This is a genomic window from Haloleucobacter ellipsoideus (genome assembly GCF_052491725.1).
Map to the genome: position 1 here is coordinate 114,312 of NZ_JBQWAR010000014.1, position 19,790 is coordinate 134,101.

General features: G+C 64.3%; 14 protein-coding genes. 10 read left to right on the plus strand and 4 right to left on the minus strand.

The window, feature by feature from the left end; translation table 11 throughout:
• Positions 1 to 17: 17 nt before the first annotated feature.
• Complete coding sequence (gene hemN, locus ACT6QG_RS03215) at positions 18 to 1,427, minus strand: oxygen-independent coproporphyrinogen III oxidase (protein ID WP_444976156.1); 1,410 nt, start codon at positions 1,425 to 1,427, stop codon at positions 18 to 20.
• Positions 1,428 to 1,576: 149 nt separating this feature from the next.
• The gene (locus ACT6QG_RS03220) at positions 1,577 to 5,086 is read right to left on the minus strand and encodes an NfrA family protein (protein WP_444976157.1); all 3,510 of its coding nucleotides are present in this window, start codon (positions 5,084 to 5,086) and stop codon (positions 1,577 to 1,579) included.
• Positions 5,087 to 5,698: 612 nt separating this feature from the next.
• Between ACT6QG_RS03220 and ACT6QG_RS03225 the strand changes: the two genes are divergently transcribed.
• The 10 genes from ACT6QG_RS03225 to ACT6QG_RS03270 all read left to right on the plus strand — a co-directional run bounded on the left by ACT6QG_RS03225 (position 5,699) and on the right by ACT6QG_RS03270 (position 16,724).
• On the plus strand, positions 5,699 to 6,727 hold the full coding sequence (locus tag ACT6QG_RS03225) for an alginate O-acetyltransferase AlgX-related protein (protein WP_444976158.1): 1,029 nt from the start codon (positions 5,699 to 5,701) through the stop codon (positions 6,725 to 6,727).
• 3 nt (positions 6,728 to 6,730) lie between these two features.
• Positions 6,731 to 7,855 (plus strand): alginate O-acetyltransferase AlgX-related protein, encoded by a 1,125-nt coding sequence (locus ACT6QG_RS03230; protein ID WP_444976159.1) that lies wholly within the window; start codon positions 6,731 to 6,733, stop codon positions 7,853 to 7,855.
• A 12-nt stretch (positions 7,856 to 7,867) separates the two neighbouring features.
• On the plus strand, positions 7,868 to 9,448 hold the full coding sequence (locus tag ACT6QG_RS03235) for an MBOAT family O-acyltransferase (RefSeq protein WP_444976160.1): 1,581 nt from the start codon (positions 7,868 to 7,870) through the stop codon (positions 9,446 to 9,448).
• Between the two features lie 18 nt (positions 9,449 to 9,466).
• The gene (locus ACT6QG_RS03240; protein WP_444976161.1) at positions 9,467 to 9,706 is read left to right on the plus strand and encodes an acyl carrier protein; all 240 of its coding nucleotides are present in this window, start codon (positions 9,467 to 9,469) and stop codon (positions 9,704 to 9,706) included.
• Positions 9,707 to 9,750: 44 nt separating this feature from the next.
• On the plus strand, positions 9,751 to 11,226 hold the full coding sequence (locus tag ACT6QG_RS03245; RefSeq protein WP_444976162.1) for an AMP-binding protein: 1,476 nt from the start codon (positions 9,751 to 9,753) through the stop codon (positions 11,224 to 11,226).
• Positions 11,223 to 11,909, plus strand: coding sequence for an alginate O-acetyltransferase AlgF (locus ACT6QG_RS03250; RefSeq protein WP_444976163.1), 687 nt, complete (start codon positions 11,223 to 11,225; stop codon positions 11,907 to 11,909). The genes ACT6QG_RS03245 and ACT6QG_RS03250 overlap by 4 nt, the downstream gene beginning before the upstream one ends.
• A 23-nt stretch (positions 11,910 to 11,932) precedes the next feature.
• Complete coding sequence (locus tag ACT6QG_RS03255) at positions 11,933 to 13,060, plus strand: acyl-CoA dehydrogenase family protein (protein WP_444976164.1); 1,128 nt, start codon at positions 11,933 to 11,935, stop codon at positions 13,058 to 13,060.
• 259 nt (positions 13,061 to 13,319) lie between these two features.
• Positions 13,320 to 13,742: a nucleoside-diphosphate kinase gene (gene ndk / locus ACT6QG_RS03260; protein WP_444976165.1), complete on the plus strand. Its 423-nt coding sequence runs from the start codon at positions 13,320 to 13,322 to the stop codon at positions 13,740 to 13,742.
• A gap of 313 nt (positions 13,743 to 14,055) precedes the next feature.
• Positions 14,056 to 14,799, plus strand: a complete 744-nt coding sequence (locus ACT6QG_RS03265) for a TerC family protein (RefSeq protein ID WP_444976230.1) — start codon at positions 14,056 to 14,058, stop codon at positions 14,797 to 14,799.
• Positions 14,800 to 15,011: 212 nt separating this feature from the next.
• A complete protein-coding gene (locus tag ACT6QG_RS03270; protein WP_444976166.1) occupies positions 15,012 to 16,724 on the plus strand; it encodes a SulP family inorganic anion transporter in 1,713 nt (570 codons plus the stop codon).
• Between the two features lie 118 nt (positions 16,725 to 16,842).
• Here the strand turns inward: ACT6QG_RS03270 and ACT6QG_RS03275 are convergent, their stop codons facing one another.
• Together ACT6QG_RS03275 and ACT6QG_RS03280 are read right to left on the minus strand one after the other, a co-directional pair.
• Positions 16,843 to 17,349, minus strand: coding sequence for an acetone carboxylase subunit gamma (locus ACT6QG_RS03275; RefSeq protein ID WP_444976167.1), 507 nt, complete (start codon positions 17,347 to 17,349; stop codon positions 16,843 to 16,845).
• A 77-nt stretch (positions 17,350 to 17,426) separates the two neighbouring features.
• The gene (locus ACT6QG_RS03280; protein ID WP_444976168.1) at positions 17,427 to 19,757 is read right to left on the minus strand and encodes a hydantoinase B/oxoprolinase family protein; all 2,331 of its coding nucleotides are present in this window, start codon (positions 19,755 to 19,757) and stop codon (positions 17,427 to 17,429) included.
• Positions 19,758 to 19,790: the final 33 nt, after the last annotated feature.

Sequence of the window (19,790 nt, forward strand, 5' to 3'; positions counted from 1 at the left end):
AAGAGGCAGATGCGGCTTTACACCGCTGCCGCATGGCGCTTGCGGCCGGGTTCGGCAATGCGGGCGCGGGCCAGATGGGCGTCGAATATGGCGCAGACCACCCGGGTGAACGCCCGCGCCTGCTCGGGAACCTGCAGGACCTGCCCCTCGCGCAAGACCAGTCCATCGGCGATGAGGGGTTCCATCTGCTCCAGTTCCGCTTCGAAGAAGGCGGGCGGGAAGCCGTGATCGGCAGCGATCCCGGCCAGATCGACCCGGAGATCACACATCAGCCGCTCGATGACGGCCCGCCGCAGCCGGTCCTCATCCGTCACCGCCACACCGCGCGCCACGGGAAGCTGGCCTGCCTCCACGGCCTTGTGCCAGAGCGGGGTGGAGGGGATGTTCTGCACATAGCCCTGCGGCAATGCGCCAATGGAGGAGGCGCCGAAACCGATCAGAACCGGGGCGTCATCGGTGGTGTAGCCCTGGAAATTGCGCTTGAGCGTGCCTTCCGCCGCCTGCCGGGCCATCGGGTCTTCCATGCGGGCGAAATGGTCCAGTCCCACGGCGTGATAGCCATGGCCGGTGAGGATCCGCCCCACCAGCTCCGCCTGATCGAACCGCTCCTGCGGGCCGGGCAGGGCCTCTTCGGGAATGAGCGCCTGATGCTTCTTCATCCATGGCACATGGGCATAGCCGAACACGGCGACCCGGTCCGGCTCCAGCTTCAGCGCGGCTTCCACCGAATGACGCACGGAGGCCAGATCCTGATGGGGCAGGCCATACATCAGGTCCAGATTCACCGCATGGATGCCGGCGGCGCGCAGGGCATGGGCCACCTGCGCCGTTTCCTCCTCCGACTGGAGGCGGCCAATGGCTTCCTGCACCTGCATGTTCAGGTCCTGCACGCCAAGGCTGGCGCGGTTGAAGCCATGACGGGCCAGCACGGCCACCTTGTCCGCCCCGGTCACCCGCGGGTCGATCTCGATGGCGATCTCGGCATCCGGGGCGAAGATGAAGGTCTCTCTCAGCGCCGCCATGATGGCGGTGAAGTCCTCATCTTCCAGCATGGTGGGCGTGCCGCCGCCAAAATGCAGATGGGTCAGCTTCAGGTGCGCCGGCAGATGCGCGCGCACCAGGGCGATTTCCTGCACCAGCCGTTCCGCATAGGCTTTCACCGGCGAGCGGCTGCGCGCCACGGCGGTCTGGCAACCGCAATAGAGGCACAGCTCCGCGCAGAAAGGCACATGCAGATAGATGGAAACTGCGGAGCCTTCAGGGATGGACTTCAGCCAGAGCGCATAGGTCTGCGCATCCACCTGCGGCGTGAAGTTCGGCGCGGTGGGGTAGCTGGTGTAGCGCGGCACGGGCTGGCTGTAGCGCGCCAGCAGTGCGGCGGTATCGAGAGGGGCGGCGGGGGCAGGGCTGGATGGGCTGGTCATCATGCCCTAGCCATGTCTCCACATGGCGTTGCGCGCCTTGACCTGACGCAATTCGGGCCGTCGGCCCCGGGCGCCGCAACGTCGCAGTCCGGTGCGGCCTGAGGCTGGCCAGCCGATGAAAAAGGGGCCATGCGGCCCCTTTTCTCCATGCTTCAGTAGGAGAGGAAGGCGCCGGCGAAGAGCCCCTCGGCGCGGTCATCCCCGGCGAGCTTGACGCGATACTGGGCCGTGAGATCCACATAGGAGCGCGGCGCGGTATATTCATCCTCGCGGAACCAGTAGCGCAGGTTCACGCCCGGCCCCACTCCAAGGCTGAACGGGGTGTGGAAGCCCGTATCATAACTGCCGCCCAAGGCCAGGAACGGGGTCACCACCAGCCGGTCGCTGATCTGGTCGAGCCGGTAGGAGCGGCCGTAGCGGGCCTCCGAACTGATGATCGTCTGCGGGTTCATCGCGAAATAGGCCGCATCGACATAGGCGCTCCAGAAGGTCCAGTCCGGCACGTCAACCCGCAGGTCGCCGCCCTCGCCCATGGAGTAGGCCGCGCGCAGCAGCACGTCTTCCCGCGCGAACTTGCTGATCGGGAACAGATAGGAGGCCTCAAGGATCAGGTTCTGGTCCTTGAACGGCTTCCAGCGCGCGCCGACGCTGGGCTGGAAGGTGTCCAACCCGGTTGCGCCGTCATTCTCGTCATAGCCGGTCATGAAGCCACGGGCGAACAGCTCGAACAGCGCGCCGTCCCGGTAGCCGATATGCGGCGGGCGCCAGTAGACCTCACCGCCGATGGAAAGGGTGTGACCGCTGCCCAGATTGGTGGGGCCGAGCAGATAGTTGTTGGGGCCCATGCCTGCCGCGCCGTAATTGACCGACAGATACGCCCCCCATGTGCGGGTGAGCACCTCCACTTCCCGTCGCAGGCCGAACAGATATTGCGGGTCCAGCTTCAGCTTGCCGGAATGGGCTTCATCGATGGCCGCCTTGAAATAGTCCACCGCCCTTTCATTGTTGTAGGTGCGGCGGGCATTGTAGGCCGCTTCGATGAGATTGGTGCCGGAGAGCTGGTTGCGGGCATCGGCCTGCTCGAACAGGTCGAAGGCCATTTCGTTCTCGCCGGACTGGCTGGCCAGAACCGCGAGCTGCACCGTATCCATGCCGCGCAACTGGCCGCGCTCATAGGCGGCCAGGAACAGGGCACGCGCCTCATCGCGCCGGCCCATGGCATTGAGCACATTGATCCGGGCCACGAGCATGGCGTTCTTCTGGCGCAGATCCTGAGCCGCCCGTTCCGCCCGCTCGAAGGCGATCAGGGCTTCCTCCCGGTTTTCCAGCGCCATCAGGGCATAGCCGAGACGGGAGTGGACATCATAATCCGGCGCATCCCCGAAGGCTTTCAGGGTGGCGATGGCCAGCTCGGGATTCTGCGCCTGCAGGGCCGTGTCCGCGATGGACAGGAGAGCGGTGCGCTTCTGCTGGGCGGTGAGCCTGCCGCTGGCGATGGCGGCGCGGTAATCGGCAATGGCGGCATCATGGCGGCCGGCCTGCTGGCGCAGGCTGGCGCGCTGGAGCAGCAGGGTGGTATCATGCGGATTACGGGCCAGCAGCCGGTTGAGAAGCTGCTCGGCCTCGCCGAACTGCCCCATGCCGATCAGCGCGCCGGCCAGCAGCTGCTGATAGCCGGCATTGTTCGGGTCAAGACGTACCGCCTTGCGGGCCAGTTGCAGCGCCAGCCGGAAGTCCCGCCGCTCCATGGCGCGGAAAGCGCCATCCGCCTCGGCGAAGCCGGGTGCGGCGCTTGCTCCGGCGGGGCCGAAATAAACCCCGCAAATCACCCCATAGGCCGAGGGCTGGCACAGGATGCTGGGCGTGACCAGCGCCGGCGGGCGGACCTTTTCCCCGCGCTGCATGCGCACGGCCTGAAGATAATAGGCGCGCACATTATCCTGCCGCACATCCTTCAGCGGCTCCAGATAGGCGAGGGCCGCCTCTCCATCGCCCTGCGAAAGCGCGATATTCGCGGCAATCAGGCGGAAGTTCAGGGATTCGGTTTCGGTCATGTCCGCCGTGGCGAGCACCTTGGACAGTTCCGCCAGCGCCGCGTCGGCCTGGCCCTGACGGGCCAGCTGCCAGGCCAGCAGGATGCGGGCGCGCCTGTCGGCCCCATCCTGCTTCAGCGCCGCCTCGGTCGCCTCGAAGGCCGCCTGGGGCTGTTTCGTATCCAGCAGGGCGCGGATGAGGACGATGCGGAACGGAATGGAGGAGGGCACGCGCTCGACAGCGGTGCGGGCAATATCCACGGCCGTGGTCGGGCGGCCGTCATTAATCGCGCTGATGGCGCGCCCCACCGAGGCGGTGAGCTGGCGCTGGGCGCGCAGCGCCACCAGCTCCGGATCGTTATCCGTTTCCGCGATGGCCTTTTCGAGGGTGGCGTCGATCAGGGCATGCTGGCCGGAACGGTCGAGCGTATCCAGCAGCAGGCGATGCCAGATGGCATCCTTGGGATTGAGACGCAGGGCCTCGCGAATGAGCTTTTCAGCCTTGGCGGTGTCACCCTTCTGGTAGGCATCGAACGCGTTCTGGGCGGTCAGCGTGCCGGGGGTGTTGCCGATACCGGGCAGCGGGGGTGTTGTGGCCGGCACGAGGGTGCAGCTCGGGCCATAGGGCGTGTCCACGCATTGGCGGAACGGCACGGGCAGTTTCGCATGCGCGTCCTTGCCCTGCAGGGCGGGCTTGTTCTGCAGGGCGGTTGCAGCCTCGCGACGCAGGGCGACACCGGGATCATTGGTCTGGCCAAGCGCCTTCAGCACCTCAAGGGCGCGTTGGGGGTTGCGCGCGGCAAGGGCGGCATCGGCGATGAGGATGCGGGCGTCGCGTTCCGTGGCCTCGCTCAGCATCTCGTCCTTGAGGGCGTCATCGAAGTCCGTATTGGCCTCGGTGATGCGGCCCAGACGTTCAAGCAGATAGCCGCGCAGGATCCGCGGCATGAAGGCCTCCGGGTCCAGCTCCACGGCGGCGGTGGCGGCCTTCTCGGCTTCCTCCGTCTTGTCGGCGGCGATGAGCGCGTAAATGAGCAGCAGGTGATAGCTGATATCGCCCGGCACAAGGGCAATGGCCTTGCGCGCCTCGATGATCGCCTTCTCCGGGTCATTGGCCGTGAGGGCCTGGTTGGCCGCGAGGGAGGGCTCCTGCGCCATCAGGCGGTTCTGGCTTTGCAGGCGGGCCTGCAGGCTCACATCCTTGACGCCCGCGGCCTGTGCCCGGTTGCCGGCGGCGACAGCTTCATCCAGCCGCCCATCCGCCTCGAGCGCATCCATCAGCAGCAGCCAGAGCTGGGGAGAATCCGGGCGCAGACGCAACCCTTCCTGCACCAGCCGGATGCTCTCCTGATAGTCCTTCCGCACATAGGCGGCATAGGCCTGGTTGGCGATGTTCCACGCCGCGCCGGTCAGGCCGGGCGCAACGGGTTCCGCCTGTTCCCCCAGCTCGGCCTGCGCATATGTTTCCGGCAGGGCCTGTGCCCGGCCGGAAACCGGCGACATCAGAGCGAGGCCGCTGATGGCAGCAGCCAGAGCGTATCGCAGGCTGATGGTGCGCACAGGCGTGGCACGCGTCCAGTCGTGATACGACGGGCTTTTGGTAGTGGGGAAATGGGAAATGCTGCTCATGTTACCACTATCGGCCTCGGTTACTGGGGCATTAACCGGGCGTTATGGTTAACATCGCGTAAAGCTTGATATCTTTATATTTTCATCGCGAAATCGCAGTTATATGAATGTTCACGAGATGTATTTTGCATCTCTTTTACTGATTCACGGGTCCGAATCAGGCGCATTTCGTAGTGTGCAAGCTTTCCGGTCAGGGGCGGGCCTTCTATTAACGCTCTTGAAAGCTGCGCAATGTGGCCCGACAGGGCTGGAATCCGTCTCCCAGGCACCTGCCGGATATGGGTTTACATTTGCGGATTTTAAGCAAATAATACTGTAAATTTACTTTAATTTAACTATTAATATACGATATTTTTTCATGTATATTTTAAATTAATTGAAAATTAAGGGTTTCTTGTCAAGAAAATATACCCATTATATTACATCGCGGCATCGGTGAATTCTGTATCGTTGCTGCCAGGGCATGTGCAGGCCGGTTCGGGCGTTATCCTGCAGCGCCTGAAACAAGGGGCCGGGCGGTGTGTTTCGCCAAATAAAGCTTTTCATGCGCCGCACATTCTCCTACTGACAAAGCGTGTTGCGTACCTCCACTCTTTCCATGAGGTGAATGAGATGATCGCTGTTCCCCGCGATCAGAAGGCCTTGCGCCTGAGCAGGCTCGCACGCATCGTGTGTGTCTCTGTTTTTGCCATGTCCGCCCTGTGTGTCGCGGCAGCGTCGACCGCGACGGTTGCCCTGGCGCAGGGCTCATCCCCCGTCATCAAGGGACGCGACGGCTGGCTGTTTCCCGGATGGGGCAGCCTCAGCCAGATTGATCGCCCTGGCATCGAGAATTCCACCCGCCTCATCGCCCAGGCCCGCGAGCTGTTCGCTACCCGCGGAATAACGCTCACTGTTCTGGTGATCCCGGACAAGGGGCGGCTGTATCCGGGCAAGCTGCCCGAGGGCACCTTCATGAGCCCGGATGTGCAGCGGCGCTATGAGCTGATCATGGCCGCGCTGAACAAGGCCGGCGTCCCCACCTTCGATGATGCGGCCGTTCTGCAGAAGGTGCAGGAGAAGGGCGAGGAGGTCTTCTACCGTGCCGACCAGCACTGGACCCTGCCGGCGGTGGACGCCACGGCTGCCGCCACGGCGGCCATGGTCCGCAAGAGCGTGCCCGATCTGGCCGGCGCCCCCGGCACCGGCATGAAGCTGGGGCCGATCCTCAAGGAACGGCGTTATGGGGATCTGGCCGAGCTGTTCCTCTCGCCGGAAGAGCGCAACAGGCTGGGCCGCGATATCTATACGGTGCGCCGCCAGAATGAGGCGACCCAGCTCGTGGATGACGAGAACGCGCCTGTCCATGTGGTCGGGCACAGCATGGTGCAGCCTTATTTCGGCTTCCCGCAGAAGCTCTCGAACGACCTCGACCGTCCCGTTTCGCTGAACTGGAAGCCGGGCAATGTCGGTCCGTGGGCGGTGATGCTGGATTATGTGGAGTCGTCCGAGTTCCGCCGTCACAAGCCGCAGGTCATCGTGTGGCAGATGTTCGAGCCGACCTACTCCTATGGCCCCGATGCCACGGGCTGGTGGGACAGCGCCTCCCTCATGCCGCCCCAGGTCTGGCTAGACCGTCTCCGGGCCGCGCTTGGAGGATAGGGTGTGAGCCAGGGTCAGGAGGAGCGTGAAGCCTCTGGCCATCGTTTCAATGCATGGATCTGGAGCCTGATGCTGCTCGTGGGTCTGGTGTGGAGCGGCTGGTCCATCGGGCATTCGGGCGTGAAGATCTCGGATTTCAGGCCGGCGGCCTGGCTGGACGGGGCGGCACTCAACGCCCTGACGAAAGAACTGCGCCTGCCTGCCCAGAAAACGCTGGAAACCGCGCATGCGGCCATACGGTACCGCCTGATGGGCGATACCGGCCTGCAGGTGGCCATGGGCTGCCCGCAATGGCTGTTCTATGCCGATGGACTGCGCCCGCCCGCCGGGGTGAGCGAGGCGCCCCTCGAAGCGCGCATGAAGCTGATGCGACACTGGGCGCACAGGCTGCGCGAGAAGAATATCGCGCTGCTCGTGGTGGCGGTGCCGGACAAGTCCCGTATCGAGGCCGGGCGGCTGTGCGGCCTGCAGATGGCCCCGGTGATGGACCGGTATCTGGAGCGCTGGCACGCGGCCCTGCGCGAGGCGGGGGTGCGGTTTGTGGACCTGCGCGGCGTGATGCAGGGCCATGGGGAGCCGCTCTTCTTCCGCACGGATGTGCATATGAACGCCACGGGCGCGCGCATGGCCGCGCAAGGGGTGGCGCAGGCCGCCCTGCCGCTGCTGGGGGGTGAAAAGGGCGCGCAGCAGTTCAGGGTCCATCCACCCGGCAGGCCGGAGGTGTTGCAGGGCGACCTTCTCGTGCTTTCCGGCCTGATGGATGCCCCCGAAGGCTGGCGACCGGATCTGGAAATGGTCGCGCCGCAGACGATCGAACCCATACGCGAGCTTGGCCTGCTGGATGATGCCCCGCCTGTGGAAGTGCTGCTCGCGGGCAGCTCCAATGGTCGACGCAGCAATTTTGCATCCTGGCTGGGCATGGGCCTTGGCCGGGAGGTCTGGAATCTGAGCATGGATGGCGGACAGTTCAGCGGCGGCTTTCAGGACGCGCTCGGTAAAAGTGAGGACTGGCCCGATACGCTCCGGCTCGTGATCTGGGAGTTTTCGGAAAATGCCCTGTCCCTGCCGCTGGCAGAGCGGGAAAAGACCGCGCTTGAGGCGATCATCGCCCAGCCGGCGGCGTGGTGAGGGCAGGGCGCCATGCTGTTCAACTCCTATATCTTCCTGCTGCTGTTCCTGCCGATCGCGGTGGCTGGCCATTATATGGCCGGGGCCATCAGCCTGCGGCTGGCGGCGCTGTGGCTGTGCCTCACCTCTTTCATCTTCTATGGCTGGTGGAACCCGCAGTTCGTGATCCTGCTGTCCGCCTCGATCGCGTTCAATTTCATTGTCAGCCTGTTCATCCTGAAATTCGCGGCGCGCCCGCGCCTTCAGGCGCTGGTGACAGGTTTTGGCGTGGCGGTCGATCTGGCGGCCCTGTTCCACTACAAGTATTTCGCCACCCTGTTCAATTTCCTGGGGGAATATGGCGTCACGTCCGGTGGCATGGATGACCTGATCCTGCCGCTCGGCATTTCCTTCTTCACCTTCACGCAGATCGGCTATCTGCTGGATTGCCGGCTGGGCATCGTGAAGGAGCGCAGCCTGCTCAGCTTCGTGCTGTTCGTCACCTTCTTTCCCCATCTCATCGCCGGGCCGCTGCTGCATCACAAGGAGATGATGCCGCAGTTCGCGGACCGCGAGAATTACCGCTTCCGGGCCGAGAACCTCTCCATTGGCGGCATGCTGTTCGTCATCGGGCTGACCAAGAAGGTCATTCTGGCCGACAGCATCGCGCCTTACGCGGATGAAGGCTTTGCCGAGCCGGGGGCGTTGCAGTTCTGGGCGGCATGGGGCACCAGCATTGCCTATGCGCTCCAGCTCTATTTCGATTTCTCCGGCTATTCCGACATGGCCCTGGGGCTGGCGAAGATGTTCGGCATCCGCTTCCCGCTGAACTTCAACTCGCCCTACAAGGCCGGCAGCATCATCGAGTTCTGGTCGCGCTGGCACATGACCTTCACGCGCTATCTCACCGCCTATCTGTTCTATCCCATGGCGGTGACCATCTCGCGGATGCGGGCGGCGCGCGGCCTGCCGGTGGGCTCCAATGCGGCCCGCTCGCCCGGCGGCTTTCTCGCCACCATCGTGGTGCCGACCGTGTTCACCATGTCGCTGGCCGGTATCTGGCACGGGGCGGGGTTCCAGTATCTGGTGTTCGGCCTGCTGCATGCGGGTTATCTGTCGATCAACCATGGCTGGCGGCTCTTCGTCGCCAACCCGAAGACCGGTGTCACCTTCCTGCCGCGCATCATCTGGACGCCCCTGTGCGTGCTCATCACCTTCGTGGCGGTGCTGGTGGCCCAGGCCTTCTTCCGGGCCGAAGGGGTGGGCGATGCCATCGCCCTGCTGAAGGGCATGGCCGGGTTGCGGGGCATCGAGGGCCTGCAGTCGCTCGGCTTCATGCCGGGCATGTCGGCGGGGGATGCCTGGCGGCTGCTCGTCGGCCACCATCTCCAGCTGTTCTATATCCTCGTGTTGCTGGCGGTTGCGTGGTTCGCGCCCAATGCGCACCAGATTCTGGGCCGTTATTCCCCGGCGCTGTTCAAGGTGCAGGAAGCCGCCATTGTGTGGCTGCGCTGGAGGCCGAACCTGATCTGGACCGCAGTCATGCTGGCGATGCTGTTCCTGTGCCTGGTGAACATGCACAAGGAAACCCGTTTCCTGTATTTCCAGTTCTGACGACAAGGGAGAGAGAAGATGTCCAATCCTGAGATTGAGAAGAAGGTCTGCGAGATCATCGAGGGCATCGTCCTCACACAGGTGGAGCCCGAGACGCTGCTGATCGAGTCCGGCCTTGTGGATTCGCTCTCCGCCGTGGATGTGGCGCTGGCGATCGAGCAGGAATTCGGGGTGAAGATCCCCGCCTCCGAGATCGACGTGCATCTGGAAACCGTCGCCAGGCTGGCGCAGTTCATCGCGGACCAGAAGAGCGCCTGAGCCCTTCAGGCGATGACATGTCCGGCCGGATAGGGGAGGGGCGAATGTATTTTGACTTCGAGCGGTTTGATTTCGCCGGGACCAATGCAGGCGCGGACAGGCCGGCTGTCATTGACGAGAATGGCGTGACGGACTGGGCCGCGCTGGCCGAGGCCGTGCGGCGCTGGGAGGAAGAGGCGGTGCGCGCGGGCGCCCGCCGGGATGAGCCCATGCTCATCACCGGCCACAAGGAAACCGCCTTTCTTGTGGCCATCATCGGATGTCTGCGTCTGGGCGTGCCCTTCGTGCCCGCGGATGTTCTCAACCCGCCGGAGCGGATCGCCCGCATTGGCGAAATCGTCCGCGCGGGCCTGCATTATGATGCGCAGGGGCAGGCTTTCCATGCGCTGGACCGCACGGCCGCGCCGCTGGAGGAAAAGGGCGTGGCCTATGTCATGTTCACCTCCGGCAGTACGGGAGACCCCAAGGGTGTGCAGATCGGGCGCGAGAGCCTGCACCTGTTCGCCGGTTGGATCCGTGATGACCTCAAGCTCGGACCAGCCCCGGTGTTTGTGGACCAGATCCTGTTCAGCTTCGACTATTCGCTGTTCAACTGGGTGGGCTCTCTGGCCACGGGCGGGGCATGCGTGCTGTGCGGGCGCGAACTGATCGCGGACCGCGCGGCCTTTCTGAGCCTCTTGGCGCGGGGCCACGCCAGCGTGTGGGCCACGACCGCCTCCTTCATCCGCCAGCAGTTTCTGGACCCGGACTTCGACCAGGCCCATCTGCCGGACCTGAAGGTCTTCGTGTTCGGCGCGGAATCCCTGACGCCGCGCATGGCGGAGGCGCTGTGGGCGCGCTTTCCCGATGTGCGCATCATCAATTCCTATGGGCCGACCGAGGCCACCTGTTCCACCACATGGGTCGAGATAGACCCGGTGCTGCGCGGCAAGGCGCCGGTGCCCTTTCCCATCGGCCGCGCCAAGCCCTATGCGGATGTCTTCATCGAGGATGAGGAAATCTGCGTGGCCGGCGATCATGTGATGCGTGGCTATGTCAACCGGCCGGACCTGAACGTTACCCGCATGTTCATGCGCGCGGGCAAGCGCGGCTATCGCACCGGTGATCTGGGGCGGATGGATGAGGAGGGGCTCGTCACCTTCCGCGGGCGGCGGGATGACCAGATCAAGCTGCATGGCTACCGGATCGAGCTGGCCGAGGTGGACGCCATGCTGGCGACCCTGCCGGGCGTGCGCGCCGGGGCGGCCATCGCCCTCAAGCGGCCGGATGGCGCATTGGTGCGCATGATCGGCGTGGTGGACCTGAACCGGGATGGGCCGGACGGATTCCTGCCCTTGCCGGAAGAGCTGGCGGACTGGCGGACCCTTCTGGGTGCCCGCCTGCCCCATTATATGGTGCCCTCCGAGCTGGTGGCCCGCTGCGGCCTGCCCCTGACGCAGACCGACAAGGTGGACCGCAAGAAGCTGGAGCAACTGTATCTGGAAACGCATCTGCGCGCGAAGCAGGGAGCTGGAGCATGACATTCCGGGCATTCACCTTGAGCCTTGTGGCCGGCCTCGCTGCCGCCTGCACCCTGCCGGCCGCCATGGCGCAGGCCGATGGCGCGCTGGCCCAGCTTTATGCGCCCCGCCCCCCGGCAGGCTCGTCTTTCGTGCGTCTCGTCAATCCGCTCGGCAAGGCGGTGAGCGTGAAGATCGGTGAAGGCAAGGTCCAGGAGCTGGGGGGCGCCAGCCTCGCCAGCCCCTATGCGATCATCAAGGGGGCGACGCCCTTCACCGTCACCGTGGATGGTGTGACCAGCGCGCCGCTGGAGGTGAAGCCGGACAGCTTCACCACACTGGTGCCCCAGCTCCGGGATGGCGCGCTCACCTTCCAGCATCTGGATGATTCATCGGATGCGCAGAATGCCCTCAAGGCGGAGCTGCGCTTCTACAATCTGGCGGCTGAATGCCCGCAGGGCGAGTTGCAGATCGTGCCTTCGGGGCAGGGGCTGTTCACGGCAGTGGCGCCCAATGAGGTGAAGAGCCGCGCCATCAACCCGGTGCAGGCCGAATTGCGGGCCACCTGCGGGGCGGCCTTCAGCACTGCGCTTGCCCTGCCGCGCCTTGAGCCGGGCGACCATTACAGCCTGTTCCTGACCGGCACCGCCAGCGCGCCGCAACTGCATGGGCAGGTGAGCGCCACGGAAGCCTATCAGCGCTAGCACCAGTACCGGGGAGAGCCATCATGAACGCCGTCCTGCGCGAAGATCACCTGCAATTCCGCGCGCAGGTGGAGCGTTTCATCGCCAGCGAGATCCTGCCGCACTATGAGGCATGGGAGCGCGAGGGGCTGACCCCGAAAGAGCTGTGGCGCAAGGCCGGCGAGAGCGGCCTGCTCAATTGCGCCCTGCCGGAGCCTTACGGGCAGGGCGGGGATTTCGGCCATGCGGCCATGGTGATCGATGCGCTGGCCCGGGCCAATTGCCTCGGCATCGGCTTTTCCATCCACTCGGATATGGTCTCCCCCTATCTGTGGCATTTCGGCAGTGAGGCGCAAAAGCAGCGCTGGCTGCCGGACATGGCCTCGGGCACCCTCATCGGCGCGATTGCGATGACCGAGCCGGGCGCGGGCTCGGACCTGAAGGCCGTGCGCACCCGCGCTGTGCGGGATGGGGACGGCTACATTCTCAACGGGCAGAAGACCTTCATCACCAATGGGGTGAATGCCGGCCTGTTCGTGGTGCTGGTGAGCACCAACCCGGATCTGGGCGCGCGCGGCCTTTCTCTGGTGGTGGTGGAGGAGGGCATGGCCGGCTTCTCCAAGGGCCCGCCCCTGCGCAAGATCGGCCAGCATTGTCAGGATACATGCGAGCTGTTCTTCGAGGATGTGCACATTCCGGCAGACCATCTGCTCGGGGAGGAGAATGCCGGCTTCCAGTATGTGATGCAGGAGCTGGCGCAGGAGCGCCTTGCCATTGCCCTGCGCGCGGCCGCCTCGCTGGAGGGCATGATCGTCGCCTCGGCGGAATATCTGCGTACCCGCAAGGTGTTTGGCCGGCGGGTTCTGGATTATCAGAACACCCGCTTCAAGCTGGCCAATGCGCTGGCGCAGTCTGAAATGCTGCGCGCCTTTCTGGACAAGTGCCTGGCCCAGCATCTGGAAGGCCGGCTGGATGCATCCCTTGCCGCCATGGCCAAGCTGAACGCCACGGAAATGCAGGGGCAGATTCTGGATGATCTGCTCCAGCTTCACGGGGGCTATGGCTATATGGCCGAATATGGCATTGGCCGGGCCTGGGCGGATGCGCGGGCCCTGCGCATCTTTGGCGGCACCAGTGAAATCCTGCGCGATATCATCGGCAAGACCTTCTGAGGCCGCAGGCCCCGCCCCATGGACACCCGCACCTGACCTGACCGCTGTTTGCAGCCCTGTTCCGCGATGGCTTTGCTTGCTCCGCTTGAGCAGGACTGCTAAGAGCCGCCATCCGCGTGAACACGCGGCTTTCAGGGCATTTATGCGTGGTCAGACACCTGATTCGCATGCAGAAAATGCAATTTCAAACGGGCAGGTGCCGTGCGGGCGTTCTCGGAAGCGCAGGCGGACCTGTCCCCGAACAGACAGGATGATCCCCATGGCGCTCGAGCGCACCTTCTCGATCATCAAGCCCGACGCGACCCGTCGCAACCTCACCGGCGCCATCAATGCCGTGATCGAGGGTGCGGGCCTGCGCATTGTTGCGCAGCGTCGTGTGCAGATGACCCAGGCCCAGGCCGAGACCTTCTACAGCGTGCATCGCGAGCGTCCGTTCTTCGGCGAGCTGGTGTCCTTCATGACCTCCGGTCCGGTTGTCGTGCAGGTGCTGGAAGGCGAAGGCGCCATTGCCAAGTACCGTGAAGTGATGGGCGCCACCAACCCGGCCAATGCCGCCGAGGGCACCATCCGCAAGCAGTTCGCCGAGTCCATCGAGGCCAACTCCGTGCACGGTTCCGACAGCGCCGAGAATGCGGCGATCGAGATCGCCCAGTTCTTCGCCGGCAACGACATCGTCGGCTGAACCACAAGGGCCCGCGCTGCATGTGCGGGCCCTTTTACAAGGTGCGGCAGCAGGCCGGCCTTAACCATGTTTCACATGAAACATTTGCTCCCCGCCTTCTCTTCCCGTCCGCGCGCCGCGGCGCACCAGCCGTGCATCTGGCGCAAGGCCGCCCCTTCATGTGCCCGCTGGACGGCGGGGGCCTTGCAGGCGTAAAGAGAACCGGCAAGAAAGCACGTTCACTGCGTGCATGGCCTGCCATTCTGTCCGGCCTTTCCTGCCTTGCCGCAGAGCCGGCGCCTGTTTCTCCCGCGCAGCACGGATGTTCGCCATGATGGATATCACGGCCCCGACCTTCTGGGTCTCTCTGGCGCAGATTGTATGGATTGACCTGCTTCTTTCCGGCGACAATGCCGTCGTCATCGCGCTCGCCTGCCGCTCCCTGCCGCAGAAGCAGCGCAAATGGGGCATTCTGCTGGGGGCTGGCGCGGCGGTGGTGCTGCGCATCCTGTTCGCTCTTCTCGTCACGGTGCTGCTGGGCGTGCCCTTCCTGAAGGTGGCGGGGGCGCTGCTGCTGTTGTGGATCGCGGTGAAGCTGGTCACCGACAATGGCGGGGAAGAGCATGAGGTGGCGGCCTCCGACAGCCTGTTCAAGGCGGTGCGCACCATTGCCATCGCCGATGCGGTGATGAGCCTTGATAATGTGGTGGCCATCGCCGCGGCCTCGCGCGGGCATCCCGAACTGTTCATTGTCGGGCTGTTGCTCACCATTCCGCTGATCGTGTTCGGCTCGCAGATGATGCTGGCCGTGCTCACCCGCTTTCCCCTGCTGATCTGGGCAGGTGCGGCGCTTCTGGGCTGGATCGCCGGCGAGATGCTGCTGGGTGATGTGATGGTGCTGGAGGCGCTTCAGAATTACGACCCCTCTCTGGTGGAGCCGGACCCGGAATCGCCGGTGGGCCTGCATGCCATCGCCTGGCCGCGCCATCTGGCGAGCATCATCGGGGCGGTGCTGGTGGTCGGTATCGGCCTGCTGGTGCGCTCCCGCAGCACGGGGGCAGATGCCGGGGCGGCCTGAGCCACACGGGTCATCTGCCCGGAACGCCTGTGATGCCGGGCGCCGGTCAGGCCTGGGTTTCCAGCATTCAGGGCGCTTTCCACCCGTGGGGAAGCGCCCTGTTTCCTTCAGCCCGCCCCCGGCCAAAAGGCGGGCAGGTGGCGCTCTCCCTCTTCTGCGGAAGATGTTCTAATAGCCGGGACAGGATTCCTGATTCTGCGTGGTGTTCCGACATGTTTGCAAAGCGGTGGGCGCCCGGGCTTTACAGCCTTCTGAACTATCAGCGGGCCGATCTCGGGGCCGATATCCGTGCCGGTCTGGCTGTTGCCGCCGTGGCCATTCCCGTGGGGGTGGCCTATGCGGAACTGGCCGGTTTTTCACCGCAGATGGGTCTGTACTGCTCGCTTCTGCCGCTGCTGGTCTATGCCGTTCTGGGCAGCTCCCGCCAGCTCATCCTTGGCCCGGATGCAGCTACCTGTGCGCTGGTCGCGGCCTCCGTTGCCCCCCTCGCCGGGGGGGACATGGCGCTCTATATGGCGCTTTCGGGTGTTCTGGCCGTACTGACCGGGGTGATCTGCATCGTCGGCAGCTTCATGCGGCTCGGGGCGCTGGCGGATTTTCTGTCCAAACCCATTCTGGTGGGCTTTCTCAATGGCATCGCCATCACCATCGTGATGGGGCAGCTGGGCAAGCTGCTGGGCATAGAGCTGACCAGTTCCGGCTCGTTCTCGCTGCTGATGGAGATCATCGCGCGGTTCAATGAGGTGCATCTGCCGACAGCGCTGCTGACAGCGGGCGCCTTTGTGGTGCTGTTCACCAGCAAGCGTTTGATTCCTTCCCTGCCATCGGCGGTTTCCGCCATGGTGCTGACAGCCGGGGCGGTGGCGCTGTTCAGTCTGGATGAAAGCGGCGTGCGGGTGCTGGGGACGGTGCCGGCCGGCCTGCCCGCATTGTCCGTACCCATGGTGGATGTCTCCTTCATTCCGCCCCTGATGGCGGATGCGGCGGGCCTTGCGCTGGTCAGCTTCTCAAGCCTCATGCTCACCTCGCGCAGTTTCGCCTCCCGCAACCGCTACACGGTGGATGCGGACCAGGATCTGGCGGCGCTGGGCGTGGCGAATATCAGCTCGGCGCTCTCTCAGGGCTTTGCCATTGCCGGGGCCGATTCCCGCACGGCGACAGCCGACAGCGCGGGCGGGCGCACCCATGCCACCGGCCTGTTTGCCGCCGCCGCTGTGGCGCTGGTGCTGATGTTCTTCACCGCGCCTCTGGCCTATGTGCCGGTGGCGGCTCTGGGGGCGGTGCTGATCGTGGCCGGCCTTTCGCTGGTGGATCTCAAGACCCTGATCTTCATCTGCCGGGTGGACCGGGCCGAGGCTGTCATCAGCATTCTGGCAACAGTGGGTGTCGTCGCCTTCGGGGCGATCGAGGGCATTCTGGTGGCCGTTGTGCTGGCGGTGCTGCGTTTCGTGCGTCTTTCCGCCCGGCCGAGGGTGGAGGTGCTGGGGCGCATTCCCGGGGTGCCCGGCTTCCATTCCCAGACCCGCCATGGCGAGGCCCGGCCCATCCCCGGCCTGCTGGTGCTGCGGTTCAATGGCCCGCTGGTGTTCTTCAATGTGGGCCATTTCCGCCATGCCCTGTTTCAGGCGCTGGAACAGCAGGAGCGCCCCCCGCGGGCGGTGGTTCTGGATTTCCTGCCGGTGACCGATGTGGATGTGACCGGCCTGTTCACCCTGAAGGAGGTGCATGACCTCCTCTCCGAGCAGGGCATAGAGCTGGCCGCGGGCGGGCGCCAGACCCAGTGGACCCACTGGAGCCAGGAGCGCGGCATCAATGTGGAGGGGGTGAAGATGTTCCGCACCCTGCATCAGGCCGTGCGCGCGCTGCGCGACCCCAAGGCCGAGAAGAAAAAGAAGGGGGAGGGTGAACCCCTGCCCCTTCCCTGAACCGGGCCTGCGGCCTCTGCCCCGGGGCGCATGGTGAAGCGCCCTTGGTGAAGCGCCCTGCCGGAGGCCGGGCGGCACATGTCCGGCGAAAGGGCGCGCCGGACATGCTAAAGGCCATTCAGGCCCCGGCGCGTTCCGGCACCGGCAGACCGAGCCATTCCGTATAGAAGGCGTCGATATCCGGCTCGAAATCATGGATCACCGGATACCACGGGGTTGGCGCCTCCACATCGTGCAGCGTGCCGCATTCCGGGCAGAAATATTCGCGGATGACCTGCCAGCTTGAGGTGGGGGCCATCAGGCGGGGATACAGCTCCTCCATCTTTTCCTGGCTGTCGCGCACATGCACCTTGGCATGGAGCTTCCAGTTTTCCTTCCAGCCGCAGAAGTCGTGCCCGCATTCGCAGCGTATGGTCCATGCCTTGGAGATCTTCTGCTGCACCACATAAAGCTTGGGGCCGAGCGGCAGGATGATTTTCTCATCCCACGGCACGCGGTCCTGCAGGATCTCCAGATAGATGGAGAAACGCTCAGGATCCTTGGGGGTGGAGAGCATCTGGTGCAGGGTGTCATTGTCGATCTTGCCATCGACCAGATCGGCGATCTTGGCGCGGGTATAAGCCATTGGGGTGTCCTCCGATATTCTTGTGATGGTCTCCCCCTCATCAAGTGAGGGGGAGTGGTTGTCATGTGCGGATCAGCTCATTCCTCCACGAACTGCACCGTGGTCACGTCCGGCAGTTCGGACAGGTCCATGGAGTAGCGCGAGCCATAGGTGGGGATACCGATCTCCTCCTCGGTGAGCACCCAGTCTGCCGGCAGCTCCCAGAAGGCGCGGAACTGCTCTTCAAATCTCGGGCCCAGCTTGAAGGAGGCGGCGAACATTTGCAGCACCTGGGTGCCGGCATTCTTGGCGAGGATTTTCTCGCGCTCGCCCTTCATCCATTCGCGCGTGGGCACGGATTTGGCGATGCGCTCCCTGCGCATGCGCTTGCGGGCTTCCCCGGTGGAAGGGCCATCCACCTTATAATGGCCATCCTCCCCCTTTTTCACCACGACGCCATAGACCTGCTCGGCAAAACGCTCGAGGATGTAGCCGCCGTTCAGGTCATCGGCCACGGCCTGCGGCTCGCGGTCCAGCGGATCGCCGAAGCCGGGGCCACCTCGCATATAGTTCAGATAGAGGTCATAATCGGCGAACATCTCCTCGGTGGTGATGGCCTGCTTGTCGCGCTTGATCTGCGCATCCGGCAGCAGGGCGTCCCACACCGGATGTTCCGGGTCGGTATCGCCACCGAGCGGGATCTCCTTGCCCTGCGCGATCAGCTCCTTGAGGTTGGTCTTGTGCGCGGCGAAGCGATAGCCGGAGGCTGCCGGATACCCGCCCATCAGCCCCCAGTCGGAGGAGATGTGGCCGTTGCCCATGAAGAACATGGTCCAGTCCTTGGCGTTCCACACCATGCGGAGGCTTTCGAACCCGCAGCCGCCGCGATACTTGCCGGAGCCGCCGGAAGAGGCCTTGATCTGCCGGCCCAGATAGACCAGCGGTTCGGCCAGTTCCCAGATTTCCATGTCGCCCATGTCGCCTTCCGGGTTCCAGATGGCGGCAGCGTGGGAGAGGCCGTCATGCACGGCGGTTGCCCCCGTGCCATTGGCGGCACACTCGAACGAGTTCACCGCGTGAATCTCGTCATACTGGTTGAAGCCCCCGCCCTGGAGCCAGTTGGAGGTGTTGGCGTTGCCCGCATTCACCTCCTCCAGATAGCCGCGCCCAAAGTAAGAGCGCGAGAGACCGCGCCACAGCGCTGTCCATGCCGAAACGAGGAAATGCCACGAATAGGAGAAGGCAACGCGGCGGTCATCCGGGTTCATCCATGTGCCCTTGGGCAGTCGGAACTCGGTGCCATAGGCCGCGCCGTCATTGATCATTTCGGAGGGGATGAGCGTCTGGGTCATCATCACCCAGATGCCGGAGGTGAAGCTCACCTGATGGGCATTATAGGTGTGCCAGCCCCAGCGGCTCGCGCCCTCGAAATCCAGCCGCCATGTGCCGTCCTTGCGGATGGTCATCTCGCAGGGGGCATGCATGATGGTGTCGACCTTGGCAAAGTCGGACGGCACCCGCACATCCTCATGGGTGTAGGGCACATCCACGAAGCCGACCTGACGGTAGGTGCCGGGAATGGTCATGGCCTTGATGCGGGCCTGAAGTCCGAGCCGGCCATGTTCCACCGCCTCATAGGCAAACTTCCAGTAAGCGTCGATGCCCTCTTCGGAGATGACCTCTTCGACCAGCTTGCGGATCATGTGGCAGCCGGCCACACGGGTGCGCTCGTCCAGCATCCAGTAGCGGGTGGTGCGCACCATGCGCTGGCTTTCATGCAGCCAGTCTCGGAACAGCTCGTCATTCGCGCCCACCTTCCGGCAGGTAACCGAATAGCCATCGCCGAACCGCTGCACCTGTCCGGTGGACATGGAACCCGGCCCCACGGAGCCGGTGTCGATGACATGGGTCACGCCCCCCACCCAGCCGATCAGCTCGCCTTCCCAGAAGATGGGAACGATGGTGTGGATGTCGCACGGATGCACATTCCCGATCAGCGCATCGTTGTTGCAGAAGATATCCTTGTCCCGAACCCCGGGATTGGCCTCCCAGTTGTTCTCGATCATGTATTTGATCGCCGCGCCCATGGTGCCGACATGGATGATGATGCCGGTGGAGGTGAGAAGACTGTCTCCGGCCGCATTATAGAGCGTGAAGCACAGTTCGCCCTCTTGTTCCACGATGGGGGAGGCAGCGATTTTCTTGGCAGTCTCACGCGCATCCACCACGCCGGCACGCAGGCGGGAGAACAGCTTGTTGTAGAGAATGGGCTCGCTCTCGCGCAGCTCCAGCTTCTCAAGGCCGGCATAGCGCTTGGTGGCCCGTGTGGCCTCCATGATGCGGTCGCGGTGCTCTTTCAGCGTTTCACCGCCACGGACAATGCCGCGTGTTGCGCCCTCAAGGGTGCTTTTCTTGATGCTGATATTCATGATTGCGTTTCCTCGGATTGGTTTTCAGGCCCA

Excerpts from the sequence above, each read along its gene's own strand:
- ACT6QG_RS03255 (WP_444976164.1), top strand. The coding sequence starts at position 11,933 with ATGAACGCCGTCCTGCGCGAAGATCACCTGCAATTCCGCGCGCAGGTG.
- ACT6QG_RS03245 (WP_444976162.1), top strand. The coding sequence starts at position 9,751 with ATGTATTTTGACTTCGAGCGGTTTGATTTCGCCGGGACCAATGCAGGC.
- ndk (WP_444976165.1), top strand. The coding sequence starts at position 13,320 with ATGGCGCTCGAGCGCACCTTCTCGATCATCAAGCCCGACGCGACCCGT.
- ACT6QG_RS03225 (WP_444976158.1), top strand. The coding sequence starts at position 5,699 with ATGATCGCTGTTCCCCGCGATCAGAAGGCCTTGCGCCTGAGCAGGCTC.
- ACT6QG_RS03275 (WP_444976167.1), bottom strand. The coding sequence starts at position 17,349 with ATGGCTTATACCCGCGCCAAGATCGCCGATCTGGTCGATGGCAAGATC.
- ACT6QG_RS03235 (WP_444976160.1), top strand. The coding sequence starts at position 7,868 with ATGCTGTTCAACTCCTATATCTTCCTGCTGCTGTTCCTGCCGATCGCG.
- hemN (WP_444976156.1), bottom strand. The coding sequence starts at position 1,427 with ATGATGACCAGCCCATCCAGCCCTGCCCCCGCCGCCCCTCTCGATACC.
- ACT6QG_RS03270 (WP_444976166.1), top strand. The coding sequence starts at position 15,012 with ATGTTTGCAAAGCGGTGGGCGCCCGGGCTTTACAGCCTTCTGAACTAT.
- ACT6QG_RS03280 (WP_444976168.1), bottom strand. The coding sequence starts at position 19,757 with ATGAATATCAGCATCAAGAAAAGCACCCTTGAGGGCGCAACACGCGGC.
- ACT6QG_RS03250 (WP_444976163.1), top strand. The coding sequence starts at position 11,223 with ATGACATTCCGGGCATTCACCTTGAGCCTTGTGGCCGGCCTCGCTGCC.
- ACT6QG_RS03220 (WP_444976157.1), bottom strand. The coding sequence starts at position 5,086 with ATGAGCAGCATTTCCCATTTCCCCACTACCAAAAGCCCGTCGTATCAC.
- ACT6QG_RS03265 (WP_444976230.1), top strand. The coding sequence starts at position 14,056 with ATGGATATCACGGCCCCGACCTTCTGGGTCTCTCTGGCGCAGATTGTA.
- ACT6QG_RS03240 (WP_444976161.1), top strand. The coding sequence starts at position 9,467 with ATGTCCAATCCTGAGATTGAGAAGAAGGTCTGCGAGATCATCGAGGGC.